This is a genomic window from Vogesella aquatica (genome assembly GCF_028548455.1).
In the GTDB taxonomy this organism is placed as follows: Bacteria; Pseudomonadota; Gammaproteobacteria; order Burkholderiales; family Chromobacteriaceae; genus Vogesella; species Vogesella aquatica.
The window spans coordinates 174,891-190,135 of the sequence record NZ_JAQQLF010000002.1; the positions used below are offsets into that span (position 1 = coordinate 174,891).

Annotated in this window: 13 protein-coding genes; 10 read left to right on the forward strand and 3 right to left on the reverse strand. The window is 64.3% G+C overall.

Annotated features, from left to right (window positions below):
• Nucleotides 1-32 precede the first annotated feature (32 nt).
• The 10 genes from PQU95_RS02380 to PQU95_RS02425 all read left to right on the forward strand — a co-directional run bounded on the left by PQU95_RS02380 (nt 33) and on the right by PQU95_RS02425 (nt 11,743).
• Complete coding sequence (locus PQU95_RS02380) at nt 33-773, forward strand: response regulator (RefSeq protein ID WP_272750510.1); 741 nt, start codon at nt 33-35, stop codon at nt 771-773.
• Nucleotides 770-3,355, forward strand: a complete 2,586-nt coding sequence (locus tag PQU95_RS02385; protein WP_272750511.1) for an ATP-binding protein — start codon at nt 770-772, stop codon at nt 3,353-3,355. Before PQU95_RS02380 ends, PQU95_RS02385 begins: the two co-directional genes overlap by 4 nt.
• Nucleotides 3,352-3,501 (forward strand): hypothetical protein, encoded by a 150-nt coding sequence (locus PQU95_RS02390; protein WP_272750512.1) that lies wholly within the window; start codon nt 3,352-3,354, stop codon nt 3,499-3,501. The genes PQU95_RS02385 and PQU95_RS02390 overlap by 4 nt, the downstream gene beginning before the upstream one ends.
• On the forward strand, nt 3,498-4,772 hold the full coding sequence (locus tag PQU95_RS02395; RefSeq protein ID WP_272750513.1) for an ABC transporter substrate-binding protein: 1,275 nt from the start codon (nt 3,498-3,500) through the stop codon (nt 4,770-4,772). Before PQU95_RS02390 ends, PQU95_RS02395 begins: the two co-directional genes overlap by 4 nt.
• A 74-nt stretch (nt 4,773-4,846) precedes the next feature.
• On the forward strand, nt 4,847-5,785 hold the full coding sequence (locus tag PQU95_RS02400) for a carbohydrate ABC transporter permease (protein WP_272750514.1): 939 nt from the start codon (nt 4,847-4,849) through the stop codon (nt 5,783-5,785).
• 1 nt (nt 5,786) lies between these two features.
• Nucleotides 5,787-6,623 carry a carbohydrate ABC transporter permease gene (locus PQU95_RS02405; protein WP_272750515.1) on the forward strand — a complete coding sequence of 279 codons (837 nt, stop codon included), beginning with the start codon at nt 5,787-5,789 and terminating at the stop codon, nt 6,621-6,623.
• Nucleotides 6,624-6,779: 156 nt separating this feature from the next.
• A complete protein-coding gene (locus PQU95_RS02410; RefSeq protein ID WP_272750516.1) occupies nt 6,780-8,396 on the forward strand; it encodes an alpha-amylase family glycosyl hydrolase in 1,617 nt (538 codons plus the stop codon).
• A gap of 2 nt (nt 8,397-8,398) precedes the next feature.
• Nucleotides 8,399-9,520, forward strand: a complete 1,122-nt coding sequence (locus PQU95_RS02415) for an ABC transporter ATP-binding protein (RefSeq protein WP_272750517.1) — start codon at nt 8,399-8,401, stop codon at nt 9,518-9,520.
• A 231-nt stretch (nt 9,521-9,751) separates the two neighbouring features.
• Nucleotides 9,752-10,717, forward strand: a complete 966-nt coding sequence (locus PQU95_RS02420) for a porin (protein WP_272750518.1) — start codon at nt 9,752-9,754, stop codon at nt 10,715-10,717.
• A 90-nt stretch (nt 10,718-10,807) separates the two neighbouring features.
• Nucleotides 10,808-11,743 carry a carbohydrate kinase family protein gene (locus tag PQU95_RS02425; RefSeq protein WP_272750520.1) on the forward strand — a complete coding sequence of 312 codons (936 nt, stop codon included), beginning with the start codon at nt 10,808-10,810 and terminating at the stop codon, nt 11,741-11,743.
• A 104-nt stretch (nt 11,744-11,847) separates the two neighbouring features.
• On the opposite strand, the gene mscL is transcribed toward PQU95_RS02425, so the two are convergent.
• From mscL to PQU95_RS02440, 3 genes are all read right to left on the reverse strand, one after another.
• Complete coding sequence (gene mscL / locus PQU95_RS02430) at nt 11,848-12,312, reverse strand: large-conductance mechanosensitive channel protein MscL (protein WP_272750521.1); 465 nt, start codon at nt 12,310-12,312, stop codon at nt 11,848-11,850.
• A 218-nt stretch (nt 12,313-12,530) separates the two neighbouring features.
• Nucleotides 12,531-14,198 (reverse strand): L-lactate permease, encoded by a 1,668-nt coding sequence (locus PQU95_RS02435; protein WP_272750522.1) that lies wholly within the window; start codon nt 14,196-14,198, stop codon nt 12,531-12,533.
• Nucleotides 14,199-14,479: 281 nt separating this feature from the next.
• Nucleotides 14,480-15,205: a UDP-2,3-diacylglucosamine diphosphatase gene (locus PQU95_RS02440; RefSeq protein ID WP_272750524.1), complete on the reverse strand. Its 726-nt coding sequence runs from the start codon at nt 15,203-15,205 to the stop codon at nt 14,480-14,482.
• Between the last annotated feature and the right edge of the window lie 40 nt (nt 15,206-15,245).

Genomic DNA, 15,245 nt, shown 5'->3' on the forward strand with positions numbered 1-15,245 from the left:
TTAAACCTGATGGCAAAAACAGGGAGACGACAATGGACGACAGGCATGCCGTGCTGATTGTGGACGACGAAGCCGACATCCGCGACTGGCTGGCCGAGCTGCTGCAGGATTGCGGCTACGCGGCGGTGGGCGCGGCCAACGGTCGCGACATGCAGGCGGCGCTGCAGCAGCACACTTTTGCGCTGGTGGTGCTGGATCTGCGGCTAAAAGGTGAAGACGGCCTGCAGCTGGCGCGCACGCTGCGAGCACAGTCGGCGGTGCCCATCATCATGATGAGTGGCAAAGGCGACGAAACCGACCGTGTGCTGGGGCTGGAGCTGGCCGCCGACGACTACCTGACCAAGCCGTTTTCCGGCCGCGAATTCCTGGCGCGGGTGCGCGCCGCGCTGCGCCGTGCCACCGAGCTGTCGCTGCCCATGCTGCGCAAGCCGGGCGAGGCGCACGAGTGCTACTGCTTTCACGACTGGATTCTGGACGCTACCGCACGCGAGCTGCGCCATAGCCGTGGCGGCGAGCCGTGCCCGCTCACCCAGGGCGAATACGCGCTGTTGGCCGCACTGGTGCGCCACCCCGGCCGGGTGTGGAGCCGCGAACAGCTGCTGGAGCAAACCCGCGGCCTGGACACCGAGGTATTCGACCGCACCATCGATGTGCTGATCCTGCGCCTGCGCCGCAAGATCGAACCCAACCCGCGCCTGCCGGCGCTGATCTGTACCGAACGCGGCGCCGGTTATGTGTTTCGCGCCAGCGTCAGCAAAACCCAGAGCACATGATTCCCACCCTGTTGCAACAGCTGCGTACCCAGCCTATCCGTGCCCGGCTGCAGGCGGCTTTTGTCTTGCTGTTCGTGCTGATGCTGGTGGTGATCGTGGTCAGCATCAGCGCCATGCGCACTACGCTGGACACCCTCACTGGCTTTCGCGAGGAAGTGATGCCCGAGCTGGCGCGGGTGCTGGAGCTGGCCGAGAAAGTATCGCAAATCGCTGCCATCGCGCCGTCGCTGGCCGATAGCTACGCGCCGGAAACACTGTCGCGTGACATCAACCGGCTGCAGGCGCTGACGCGCGAGATTCGCCAGCTATCGCAAAACCTGCCACCGGAAGCCGACCGCCAGCTGGCGGTCAGCAGCATGCTGGAAGGGGCAGAGCGCGACCTGTCGCAATTGCTGCTGCTATCGGCGCAGCGCCGCAGCAGCCAGCAAATCCTCAACATCTATATGGCGCGGCTGGACGAGCTGGGTGGCCGGCTGGCTACCCAGCACGCCGCCCAGGCGCGGCGCGCACCCACGCTGATTCCGCTATGGCAAACGCTGCTGGCGGTGCCGCTATCGCGCGACCGTGCCCGGCTGGGCGAGCTGCAAGCCAGCGCCGAGGCGCAGATGCTGGCCATGGCACGCCGTGGCGAAACAGCCCAGCTGCCAGACTGGCTGGTGGCGGAGCTGGAGGTGATGGTGCAAGCACCGCAAAACCTGTTCGAGCAGCAGCGCGAGCTGACCGAAAGCGGCGAGCGCATTGCAGTACTGCTACAGCTGTACCGCAGCAATGCCGAGCACCTTAGCCGCCGTACCGCCAGCTATGTGCAGGCCATCCGCCAGCAGGCCGACGACCGCAGTGGCCAGATGGCCACCGAAATCCGTTCCGGCAGCAGCAGCGCCTTGCTGCTGGCCGCCATCGGCGTGGCCGTGGCGATGCTGGCCGCCGCCTATGTGCGGCGCGTGGCGCAGCGCATGCAAGCCATTTCCAGTGTGATGAGCCGGCTGGCCGGCGGCGATACCGGGCAGCTGACGCCGGCCACCGAGCAGGCCGATGAAATCGGCGACCTGGCGCGCGCCTTCCAGGTATTCCGCGACAACCTGCTGGAAAAGCAGCGCCTGTCGCACGGTATCGAGGCGCAGCGCCGCCTGCTGCAGACGGTATTTCGCAGCATGCACGACGGCCTGTCGGTGTATGACGAAGACGGCAAGCTGATGGTGTGGAACCCGCAGTTCCCGGCGCAGCTGGGCATGGCGCCCGATTGCCTGCACAGTGGCATGCCGTATACCGCGCTACGCGCCGCCATGCCAGCCGGCACGCGCTGGGAGGCGGTGGCCGGCGACACCGTGGCGCAGCCGGACGGCAGCCACCGCATCGCCAGCCACGCCGAGCTGCATCTGCCCGGCGGGCGCGTGCTGGAGTTCATGAGCCACGCTATGCCGGAAGGCGGCTGGGTGGCGGTATGCCGCGACGTCTCGGCGCGCCGCGCCGCCGAGGCGCAGCTGCAGCAGATGCAGAAAATGGAAGTACTGGGCCAGCTCACCGGCGGTGTGGCGCACGACTTCAACAATATCCTGATCGCCATCCTGGGCAACCTGGAGCTGCTGGAGCAGCGCGCCGACCTGCCGGCCGAGGCGCGCCAGCGCCTGGAGCGTGCCCAGGCTGCGGCCAACAAGGCGGCGGCGCTTACCCGGCGGCTGCTGGCCTTTGCCCGCCGCCAGCCACTGTGTACCGAGCGCGTGGACGTGGGCGACATGCTGTACGAGATGCTGGATCTGGTGGAGTACAGCGTCAGCGACGGTATACGCGTTAGCGTGGACGCAGCGGAAGGCATGGTGGTGCAGGTAGACCGTGGCCAGCTGGAAAACGCCATCCTCAACCTGGCGTTGAATGCGGCGCAGGCGATGGGCGAGCACGGCAGCCTGCAGCTACGGGTGGGCCGCATCCAGCGAGATAGCCGCGACTGGGTGGCCATCAATGTGCAGGACGACGGGCCGGGCATTCCGCCCGAGGTGCTGCCGCACGTGCTGGAGCCGTTCTTCACCACCAAGGCGCAGGGCAAGGGCAGCGGGCTGGGGCTGTCCATCGTGTACGGCTTCGTGAAGCAAAGCGGTGGCGAGCTGGCCATCCACAGCCGCCAGGGCGAGGGTACCACCGTGTGCATCGAGCTGCCGGCAAGCGCTGGCCAGTGCAGCCCGCAAGCCTGCGCCAGTGCGCTGCCTGCGGTACTACCCGCCCGCCACGTGCTGTTGGTAGAGGACGACGCCGACGTGCGCGACACCGCACAGCAGCAGTTGGCCGCACTGGGCGCCCGCGTCAGCGTGTTTGCCAGCGAGGCGGCGCTGCTGGGCTGGCTAACCGCCGGTGGCGAGGCCGACCTTGTGCTGTCCGACATCATGCTGGGCGAAGGCGGCGACGGCGTGCGGCTGTACCGCACGCTGCAGGTAGCCTACCCCGCGCTGCCGGTGGTGCTGACTTCCGGCTTGCCGCCCGAGCACCACGCCCGTCGCAGCGACTGGCCAGCCGGCGTACCGTTTCTGGCCAAGCCGTACCGCCGCGACGACCTGGCCCGCCTGTTGGCCTGGCAGGCGGCGGCACCATGAGCGATGTTGCAATTGTTAATGGCATCGGCATGGCGATGAAATTGCACATTAACGTTTCCGCGTTTACATGGCAGGGCGACGGCACGCAGCCGGCCTGCCTGGCCGCTGGCGTGCGGCCAACAATACAACGAGGAGACACAAGATGAAAAAATCCAGCCTGATGCATACTGCCGTGCTGATGACCCTGGCTGCTGCTGCCCAGGCCGCGCCGCTGAAGATTTCCTGCGGTGCCGTGGGCCAGGAGCTGGAGCTGTGCAAGCAGTCGGTGGCCGAGTGGAGCAAGAAAACCGGCAACGACGTGCAGGTGGTATCCACCCCGAACGATTCCAACGAGCGCCTAGCGCTGTACCAGCAGATTCTGGGCAGCGGCTCCGACAAGATCGACGTGTTCCAGATCGACGTGGTGTGGCCCGGCATCTTGGCCAACCATCTGCTGGACCTGAAACCGTACACCAATGGCGCCGAGAAGCAGCACTTTGCCGGCATCGTCGGCAACAACACCATTGGCGGCCGCTTGCTGGCCATGCCGTGGTTTACCGACGCCGGCGTGCTGTATTACCGCAAGGACCTGCTGGAGAAATACAAGCAGCCGGTACCCAAAACCTGGGAAGAGCTGACCGCCAGCGCCAAGAAAATCCAGGACGCCGAGCGCGCGGCCGGCAATGACAAGATGTGGGGCTATGTATGGCAAGGCCGTGCCTACGAAGGCCTGAGCTGCGATGCGCTGGAATGGGTGGTGAGCTACAAGGGCGGCACCATCATTGACGCTGCCAGCGGCAAACCTACCATCAACAACCCGCAGGCGGTGAAGGCCCTGACCACCGCCGCCGGCTGGGTGGGCACCATCACGCCCAAAGCGGTGCTGAACTACGGCGAAGAAGAAGCACGCGGCGTGTTCCAGGCGGGTAATGCGGTATTCATGCGCAACTGGCCGTACGCCTGGGCGCTGGCGCAAAAACCGGATAGTGTGGTGAAAGACAAGGTCGGCGTGGTGGCGCTGCCCAAAGGCGGTGCCGACGGCCGCAACGCCGCCACGCTGGGTGGCTGGCAGCTGGCGGTGTCCAAGTACTCCAAGAACCAGAAGCTGGCGGCCGAGCTGGTGAACTATCTGACCAGCAGCAGCGTGCAGAAAATGCGTGCCATCAACGGTGCCTACAACCCTACCATCTCGGCGCTGTACCGCGACCCGGACGTGCTGAAAGCCAACCCCTTCTTTGGCGAGCTGTACAACACCTTCACCAGCGCCGTGGGCCGCCCGTCCTCGGTATCGGCCGCCCGCTACAACCAGGTGAGCAACCAGTTCTGGAATGCCACCCACGACGTGCTGTCCGGCAAGACCGACGCCCAGACCTCGCTGGCGCAGCTGGACGCCCAGCTCAAGCGCCTGGCGCCGCAAGGCTTTAGCGCCGCCAAGTAAGCCCCTGCCTGCCCTGACCGGGGCGGCACCGGCTGCGGCCAACCCTGGCCGGCGCCCGCCCCGCGGAGAACCCTATGTCTAGCCCAACCCTGACCGCCAGCTTGCCGGCGGGCGGTGCCTTGTCGTCGCTGCAGCGCAGCCGGCAGCGCATGGCCTGGCTGCTGGTGTTGCCCAGCCTGCTGGTGCTGCTGGCCATCGCCGGCCTGCCGCTGGCGCGTACTTTCTTCATGAGCCTGACCGACGCCCAGCTGTCCGACCTGTCGGCGCGGCAGTTTGTCGGCCTGGCCAACTACATCGGCGACGCCGGCGTGCTGGCCGACCCGCAATGGTGGGAGGCGGTGCGCAACACGCTATGGTTTGCGCTGCTGTCGGTATCGCTGGAAACCGTATTCGGCCTGGGCGTGGCGCTGATGCTGAACCACCCGTCGCCGCTGAAAGCGCTGCTGCGCGCCGCCGTGCTGGTGCCGTGGGCCATCCCCACCGTGGTGTCGGCCAAAATGTGGACCTGGATGCTGCACGACCAGTTTGGCGTCATCAACGCCATGCTGCTGTCGGCCGGCCTGATCGACGCGCCGCTGGCGTGGACCGCCGACCCCGACCTGGCCTTTGCCACCATCGTGCTGGTGGACGTGTGGAAAACCACGCCGTTCATGGCGCTGCTGATCCTGGCTGCGCTGCAGATGGTGCCGGGCGATTGCTACGAAGCGGCGCGTGTAGACGGCGTGCCCACCTGGTCGGTGTTCGTCAACATCACGCTGCCGCTGATCACCCCGGCGGTACTGGTAGCGATGATCTTCCGCACGCTGGACGCGCTGCGCGTGTTCGACCTGATCTACGTGATGACGTCCAACAGCCGCAGCACCAAGAGCATGTCGGTGTACGTGCGCGAGCAGCTGATCGACTTCCAGCTGGCCGGCTACGGCTCGGCCGCCGCCACGCTGCTGTTCCTGCTGATTGCGCTGATTACCCTGTGTTACATGGCGCTGGCGCGCCGCCGCATGGAGGGCCACTGAGATGCTGCCCAAACGTTTGCAGGCCACCGACCTGGCCTATTACCTGTTGCTGCCCTTGGTGCTGGCGTTTTCGCTGTACCCGTTTGCCTACGCCATCGCCAGCTCGTTCAAGCAGGGCAGTGCGCTGTTTTCCAGCGATTTCTGGCCCAAAAGCTGGAGTGCGGCCAACTACGTGGCGGTGTTCGCCGAGCAGCCCTTCGGCCAGAACCTGCTGAACTCGGTGCTGGTAGCGGGCGGCGTGGTGCTGCTGTCGCTCACCGTGTCGCTGCTGGCGGCCTACGCGCTGGGGCGGGTGCAGTTCCGTGGCCGTGGCGTGCTGATGATGACCATCCTCGGCGTATCGATGTTTCCGCAGGTGGCCATCCTGTCCGGCCTGTTCGAGCTGATCTCCTGGCTGGGCCTGTACGACAGCCTGTGGGCGCTGGTGCTGTCCGACCTGATCTTCACGCTGCCGTTTACCGTGTGGGTGCTGGTGACCTTCATGCGCGAGCTGCCGCGCGAGCTGGAAGAGGCGGCGCTGATGGACGGCGCCGGCGTGCTGACGGTGATTTTCCGCATCTTCCTGCCGCTGCTGTGGCCGGCGGTGGCGGCCACCTCGCTGCTGGCTTTCATCGCGGCGTGGAACGAGTTTCTGTTTGCGCTCACCTTCACGCTGTCCGGCGAGCAGCGCACGGTGCCGGTGGCCATCGCGCTGATCAGCGGCGCCAGTAGCTACGAGCTGCCATGGGGCAACATCATGGCCGCCTCGGTGATTGTCACTGTGCCGCTGATCGTGCTGGTGCTGATATTCCAGCGCCAGATCGTGTCGGGCCTGACCGCCGGTGCGGTAAAAGGCTGAGGTAATGTCGCTATAAAACGCCTGTGTATTTCCAGGGAAAAATACTGCCTGATCGCCGGCATGAAATAGTCTGCTGCCATATAGGCAGCACAGGATGTAAAGCCTGATGGCACAGCCGTTTTTATTTCGTGATTTTCGTGGCCAAGGAATAAAAGAATGCAAAAGAATCAACACTGGTGGCAAAACACCGTGATTTACCAGATTTACCCGCGCAGTTACCAGGACAGTAATGGCGATGGTATCGGTGATTTGCCGGGTATTACCCGCCGCCTGCCGCATATTGCGCAACTGGGCGCCGAGGCGATCTGGATTTCCCCGTTTTTTACTTCGCCGATGGCCGATTTCGGTTACGACGTTTCCGATTATTGCAACGTGGACCCGATGTTCGGCACGCTGGACGATTTTAGCGCCCTGGTTGGCCGCGCCCACGAACTGGGGCTGAAAGTACTGATCGACCTGGTGCTGAGCCATACATCGGACCAGCACCCGTGGTTTGCCGAAAGCCGCGCCAGCCGCGACAACGCCCGCGCCGACTGGTACGTGTGGGCCGACCCGCGCGCCGATGGCACACCGCCGAACAACTGGCTGAGCATCTTTGGCGGCAGCGCCTGGCAGTGGGACGCCCGCCGCGGCCAGTACTACCTGCACAACTTCCTCACCAGCCAGCCGGACCTCAACTTCCACCAGCAGGCGGTGCAGGACGCGGTGCTGGACGTGGCGCGCTTCTGGCTGCAGCTGGGGGTAGACGGCTTCCGGCTGGATACCGTCAACTTCTACACCCACGACGCGCAGCTGCGCGACAACCCGCCACAGCCGGCCGGCAGCTACGCTGGCGGCGTGCCGCGCAGCAACCCGTATGCCTTCCAGCGCCACCTGTACGACAAGACGCAGCCGGAAAACCTGGCTTTCATCCGCCGTCTGCGCCAGCTGTGCGACGCATTCGGCGCCATTACCGTGGGCGAGATCGGCGACGATTTGCAGTACCAGACGCTGCGCGACTACACCGCCGGCGACGAGCTGCTGCACATGGCCTATGTGTTCACGCTGCTCACCGACGAGTGCCACCCGCGCTACCTGCACCGCGTGCTGCAGGAGTACGTAGCCGAAGCGGGTAACGCCACAGTGTGCTGGGCACTGTCCAACCACGACAACATCCGCGTGGTCAGCCGCTGGGCGGCACTGGGCGGCAGCGAGGCGGCGCGCGCCCGTGTGTTTGCCATGCTGCTGCTGGCGCTGCCGGGGCCGGTGTGCCTGTACCAGGGCGAGGAGCTGGGCTGGCCGGAAGCCGAGATCAGCTACGAGCAGCTGCAAGACCCGTACGCCAAGGTGTTGTGGCCCGAGTTCAAGGGCCGTGACGGCTGCCGCACGCCAATGGCGTGGGATAGCAGCGCCGACGGCGGCTTCGGCAGCACGCAGCCGTGGCTGCCGCTGTGGCCGGCGCACCGTAGCGCCGCCGTAGCCCAACAGGCAGGCCAGGCTGATAGCACGCTGGCGTTCTGGCAGCTGCTGCTGGCCTGGCGCCGTGCACAGCCCGCGTTGCATGGCGGTGACTTTGTGCTGGGCGCGGCCGACGACAGCCTGCTGCGCTTTGGTCGTCGCGCGGATGGCCAGCAGCTGCAGTGCGTGTTCAACCTGGGGAGTACCGCGGCCAACTTGCCGCTACCGGCTGGTGCCAGCGTGCTGCTGCACAGCGATGGTAGCCAGGCCGCCGGAAACGTTATCGAACTGGCGCCGATGTCGGCTGCCTTCATCCAGCTGGCCGTGGAGGGCTGATCATGAGCGAAATCCGACTGCAGGGCATGCATAAGCGCTTTGGTGGCAACCCCATCCTGGCGGATATCAACCTTACCATCGCGCCGGGCGAGTTCTGCGTGTTCATCGGCCCGTCCGGCTGCGGCAAATCCACGCTGCTGCGGCTGATTGCCGGCCTGGACGACGCCAGCGGCGGCGAGCTGTACATCGATGGCCGCTGCGTGAACGACGTGCCGCCGGCGCAGCGCGACGTAGCGATGGTGTTCCAGAGCTACGCGCTGTACCCGCACATGACGGTGTACGACAACATGGCCTTCGGCCTGCGCCACCTGAAGCTGGGCAAGGCCGAGGTGGAGCGCCGCGTGCGCAGCGCCGCCGAGTCGCTGCACCTTACTGCACTGCTGGACCGCAAGCCGGGCGCGCTGTCCGGCGGCCAACGCCAGCGCGTGGCGATTGGCCGCGCCATTGTGCGCCAGCCCAAGGTGTTTCTGTTTGACGAGCCGCTGTCCAACCTGGACGCCTCGCTGCGCGTGAAAACGCGGGTGGAGATCGCCCGCCTGCACCGCGAGCTGGGCCGCGCCAGCATGGTGTACGTGACGCACGACCAGGTAGAAGCGATGACGCTGGCCGACAAGATCGTGCTGCTCAAACCGCTGGCCGGGCAGGAGGGCGTGCCCAGTATTGCGCAGGTGGGCCACCCGCTGGCGTTGTACCACCACCCGAAAAACCGCTTTGTGGCCGGTTTTATGGGCTCGCCGGGCATGAACTTTTTCCCGGCCGAGGTCAGCATGGCGCGCAGTGACGGCCTGCAGTGCCAGGCCGGTACTGCCACGCTGCTGGCGGCGGTGAACGCCGCCGGCCAGCTGGCGGGTAGTACGGTGACGCTGGGCGTACGCCCTGAGCACGTGCAGGTAGGCGAGGGTAGCCTGCTTGGCCGCATCAGCCATCTGGAACACCTGGGCGAGCACAGCTATGCCTACCTGGAAACCGACCTGTCGCCGGCACCGCTGGTGGTGAAGCTGGTTGGTGGCGGCGCAGCCATTGGTGACGGCCTGCGCTTTGCGCTGCCGGCCGAACGTGTGCACGTGTTCGACGCCGCCGACGAGGCGCTGCCCAGGTTGGCCGCCAGCCAGGCTGCTGCATGAGTGGCGCCATGCGGGCTTGAGTAAAGGCACCGCAAGGTGCCTTTATTTATTTGTGCTGTATTTCAAATGTTAATGCTGTATTTTGTTTGTGATTAATATTTTGTTGCTGATAACCAATTAATGGCAGTAAATGGCAGATTTTGTTTTGTAATTTATTGGCTACATGTCTGGCGCCGTTTTAAATAAGCAACACCGGCAAGCGCTGGAAAATAAACACAAACGGAGACAAGCATGAACCAGAAACACATTGCCCTGCTGATCGCCAGCACCCTGATGGCCGGCCACGCCTTTGCCCTGGACGGCGATATCAAATTTACCGGCAAGGCCGAAGTCGGCATGGCATCCAAAAAAGAAAACGGCATTAGCAACCGTGCGGTGGAAGACGGTGGTTCCGAATTGAATGTGGTGGGCAGTGCCGATATTGGCAATGGCCTGAAAGCGCTGCTGCAGGTAAATACCGATATCAAACTGGATAATAATAAAGGCACCGATCATTTTGCCAATGGCGATACCTTTGTCGGCCTGCAGGGTGATTTTGGTACCGTAAAAGTAGGCCGTGGCATTAATGCCTATGGTGATGGCTACTTCAAGGCCAACCTGTACGCCTACGACGTGGGCCCGGACCGTGGCGATATTGCCAGTGGCGGTGGCAGCAGCCGCGGTGCTTTCAAGTACGAAGCGCCAAACCTGAATGGCCTGGCGCTGTCGTTCAGCTACTCGCCGGGTGAGGACAAGACCACCACGCAGCCGCGCGCCACCGACGCCTGGGCCGCCAGTGGCACCTACGAGCAAGGCATGTTTGGTACCCGCCTGTCGTTTGGCCAGCAAAAAGTGGCTGCCGGCGGCACGCTGAAGGACACGCTGCTGGCTTTCAAGCTGGTGCCCGCGGCCGGCTTGACGCTGGCGACCGAGTTCAACAACTCCAAGAATGTCAGCGGCCCCACGCAGAAGAGTGTGGGCGTGTACGCCGAATACAAGCCGCAGCGCTTTGGCGTGCGGGCCGGCTATATCAATACCAAGGATTACGGCTATGTGAACAATGGCAAGCACAAGGTCAGCCTGCTGGGTGCCGACTACGATCTGTCCGGCAAGGACAGCCGTTTCCAGACCAGCTTGTTTGCCGAGTACAAGTCGGACAAGAAGAACAACGGCAAGCGTGACAGTTACCTGTTTGGCGGGGTGCACATCGGCTTCTGATGCCGCTGTGTGTGGCAGCGCAAGCTGCCGGTTCCGGATGAGGTCTTGGCCTGCCGCGTTGCGGCAGGTTTTTTTCATGCAGGAGACGCAATGACACAGCCTTTACCGGCCTTGCTCTGTTTTGGCGAGGCCTTGACCGACATGATCACCCAGCCCGACGGACGCTGGCTGTCGCGCCCCGGCGGTGCACCGTGGAATGTGGCGCGCATCCTGGCTGGCTGGGGCTTGCCGGCGGCGTTTGCCGGCGCCATCAGCCGCGACTGTTTTGGCGATGCCTTGCTGGCGGCCAGCCGCGACGCCGGGCTGGACCGGCGCTATCTGCAGCAGGTGGCTGCCTCGCCGCTATTGGCCATGGTGTACAGCACGCAGCCGCCGAAATATTTCTTTGTCGGCGACTGCAGCGCCGATTTGCATTTCGATGCGGCCAACTTGCCGCAAGGTTGGCCGCAGGCGGCGCGCTGGGCGCTGTTTGGCGGCATCAGCCTGGCGCGGCCGCCACTGGCTGGCCACCTGTTGGCACAGGCCAGGCTACTGAAGGCGGCGGGCGTGCGTATCGCCTACGACCCGAACTTCCGCGTGGCGATGGACGCCGGCTACGACGACATGCTGCGCCAGATGGTGGCACTGGCGGATGTGGTGAAAGTATCGGACGAAGACCTGGCCGGCCTGTTCCGCCACGACGATCAGGCTGCCGCGCTGGCGACCTTGCGGCAATGGAACCCGCAGGCCTGGGTGCTGTACACCCGTGGCGCGGCTGGCGCGCAGTTGTACGTGGGTGATACTGCCTGGCAGCTGGCACCGCCTGCGGTAGCGGTGGTGGATACGGTAGGGGCGGGCGACGCCAGCATGGCCGGCTTGCTGGCCAGCCTGTGGCAAGCACCGCAGGCGATGCCGGCACAGCATCTGGCGGCGGCGGTGGCCAGCGGCAGCGCCGCCTGTGGCATGGCGGGGGCGTCGATTCCCTTGCGTAGTGCGGTAGATGCCTTATGTCAGCAAGAGCTGCCGCACGTGACGGTGATGGCGTGATGCAGTAGTAAGCGCTGCCGTTTGCCCAGGCCGGCAATTGATGCGCCGAAAAGCACAAGGCCGCCTGTGGGCGGCCTTGCTGTTGCCAGTGGCGCTGCTGGCGCTTAGTCCAGCTGCGAGGTGCAGCACGGGCAGCGCGTGGCTTTCACCGGGATGCTGGACAGGCAGTAGCGGCATTCCTTGGTGGTGACCTCGGCCGGGGCATCGGCCACTTTTTCTTCGCGCTTCAGGCGGTTGATGACCTTTACCAGCATGAAGATGGCGAAGGCCACGATGGTGAAGCTGACCAGGGCATTGATGAACAGGCCGATATTCAGGGTCACGGCACCGGCTTCCTTGGCGGCAGCAACAGACGCGTACGGGGCGGCCGCCTTGGCGCCTTCCTTCAGCACGACAAACAGGTTGGCGAAGTCGACATTACCTACCAGCAAGCCGATGGGCGGCATGATCACGTCGTCTACCAGCGACTTGACGATAGCGCCGAAGGCACCACCGATCACCACACCGACCGCCAGGTCGATCACGTTGCCGCGCATGGCAAATTCGCGGAATTCTTTCAGTACGGACATGTGTGCCCCCCTTTTGATTTTGTAATGAAGATTAACAAGCCGGATAAGTATCGAACGAAAATCGGAAAAACTGAAGCTTGGTACTTGATTTGATTATGTAGCATGCAAATGCAGCTGTGACTGTTTAGATTTAGCTTAACAACGGCGCGTCAGCACAGTCAGAAATGAAAAACCCCGGCAGGGCCGGGGTCTCTGAGGCGATGTGCACCTTGTGCGGATCAGGGGTGAATTACCAGCGCGGTAAATGGCGGCAGGTAGGCCATGGCCGATACCACCAGGCCCACCAGGCAAGCCAGCGCCAGCGAGTGGAAGAACACGTAACGCAGGATCACGCCTTCCTTGCCGTAGTACTGGGTGGCGGTAGAGGCCACCACGATGGACTGGGCGTCGATCATCTTGCCCATCACGCCACCGGCCGAGTTGGCCGCGGTCATCAGTACCGGCGACAGGCCCAGCTGTTGCGCCGAGGCTTTTTGCAGGCCGCCGAACAGCACGTTGGCCGCGGTGTCGGAGCCGGTCAGCGCCACGCCCAGCCAGCCCAGCAGGGTGCCGAAGAACGGGTAGAACACGCCGGTATGCGAGAAGGCCAGGCCCAGGGTGATGTCCACGCCGGAGAAGCGGGTGACGTAGCCCAGCGCCAGCATGGCCACGATGGTGATCAGCGAGTAGCGCAGCGACCAGAAGGTCTCTTTGTACACTTTCACCATTTCGGATGGGCGGTAGCCCATGATGAAGGCCGACATCAGGCCCGCTACCAGAATGCCGGTACCGGTGGTGGACAGCAGGTTGAACTTGTAAATGGCGGCTTCCAGGTGCGGTTCGGCCACAACAGGCGGCATTTTGTAGATCAGGTTATGCAGGCCTGGCCACTGGATTTCCAGCGTGAAGATGCCGTCCAGAATCTTTTTCACTGCCGGCGAGCCGAAAGCAAACACGCAGACCGACAGGATCAGCCACGGCAGCCAGGCGCGAATCACTTCGCCGCGGCTGTAGCCATGCTTGCTGTTGGAAACCACTTCTTTGGCGCCCAGTGCCGCTTCGCCACCCATGGTGCCAGCGGTGGAGGTGTAGATCTCGGCTGGTTTCCATACTTTCAGGAAGCCTACCAGTGCCGCGATGGAGCACACCGAGGCAATAACAGCCACCAGCTCGGGGCCCATGGTGTTGGACACGATCAGCTGCGGAATGGCAAACGACAGGCCAGCTACCAGTACCGCCGGCCAGATGCGCAGGGTGTTGCGCCAGCCGCAGAAGGCAATCAGCAGCCAGAACGGCACGATAATGGCGAAGATAGTCATCTGGCGGCCAACCATGGACGAAATCTGCAGCACGTCCAGGCCGGTTACCTTGGCCAGGGTGGTAATCGGAGTACCCAGCGCGCCGTAGGCTACCGGCGCGGTATTGGCGATCAGCGACAGGCCGGACGCGGCCAGCGGCGAGAAGCCCAGGCCGATCAGCATGGCACCGGTTACCGCTACCGGGGTGCCGAAGCCGCCGGCACCTTCAAAGAAGGCACCGAAACAGAATGCGATCAGCAAGAGCTGCAGGCGACGGTCGGTAGTGATGCCGGAAATGGACTCGCGCAGCACGGCGAACTGGCCTTTGCGCTCGGTCAGCTGGTACAGGAAGATCACGTTCAGGATGATCCAGCCAATCGGCATCAGGCCGTTGGCCGCACCCAGCAGGGTGGCGCTCATCGCCATGTCGCCAGGCATGCCGAAGATGGCGACGGCCACCAGCAGCGAGGTCGCCAGGCCCAGCAGGGCGGCAATGTGTGCCTTGATATGGAAAATGCCCAGCGCGCCCAAGAGGACGATTACCGGGATGCTGGCGGCCAGCGTGGACAGCCACGGGTTGCCAAGCGGGTCATAGACGTGTGACCACATGTTTGCTCTCCTAGTTGTGTCGGGTGGCGGGCACCGGCAATAAACCCTGGGGTCCGTCCGGTTTTACCGCGTCTGGCACGCACTGTAGCGGCAGGCAAATCGTGTGTCAGTTGGGGCTGCCCCTTGCGGGAAAACCCTTGCGGGATAACCCTTGTAGCGGTTTCTTGATTGTGATGGCCGGCGTCTGTGGCGGGAAACGGGAGCGGAAAGCAGGCAGAAGCGGGGTCTGCCGGACGTGCACCGGCAGGCAAGGTTGGCCGCAGCGTGCGGCCAACCATGGCTTACAGTGACAGCGGGTGGGCGCTGAGGCCGTGTTCGTCCAGGCGCAGGTAGCCGCCGCGGCCGGCGTACCAGTCGGCGATGACCCAGCGCTGGCGGGTTTCACCGTTCAGCGCTTGCGTGTGGCAGGCAGGCCGGTGCGTGTGGCCGTGAATCAGCGTGGCGCCGGGGGAGGCGGCCAGCAGCGCTTCAATGGCGGCCGGGGTGACATCGCCCATCTCGTTCAGCCCTTCGTCCTGTTTCTTGGCCTGGCTCATACCGCGTATCTGCTGGGCGATGGCGTGGCGCTCGGCCAGTGGCTTTTGCAGGAAGGCGGCTTGCCAGGCTGGCTGGCGTACCATGGCGCGAAACTGCTGGTAGGCCGCGTCGTCGGTGCACTGGCCGTCGCCGTGCACCAGCACATAAGGTTGGCCGCAGGCCTGCAACAGATGGGGTTCGTCCAGCAGGGTGGCGCCGCTGGCGGCAGCAAAGCCGGCGCCCAGCAGAAAGTCGCGGTTGCCGCGCATCACGTAGAGCGGCGTGCGGGCGCTGAATGCCTGCATGGCGGCCAGCATGTCTTGCGCAAACGGGTCGCTGTCGTCGTCGCCTACCCAGTACTCGAACAGGTCGCCCAGGATATACAGCGCGTCGATCTGCCCGCGCCAGCTCGCCAGCGTGCGGGTAAACAGCTGCCCCAGCCAGGGCTCGCCCGGGTGCAGGTGCAGGTCGGATATGAAGTGTATGGCCATGTGTCAGTCATGAAAAAAGGCCGCACGAGGCGGCCTGTGC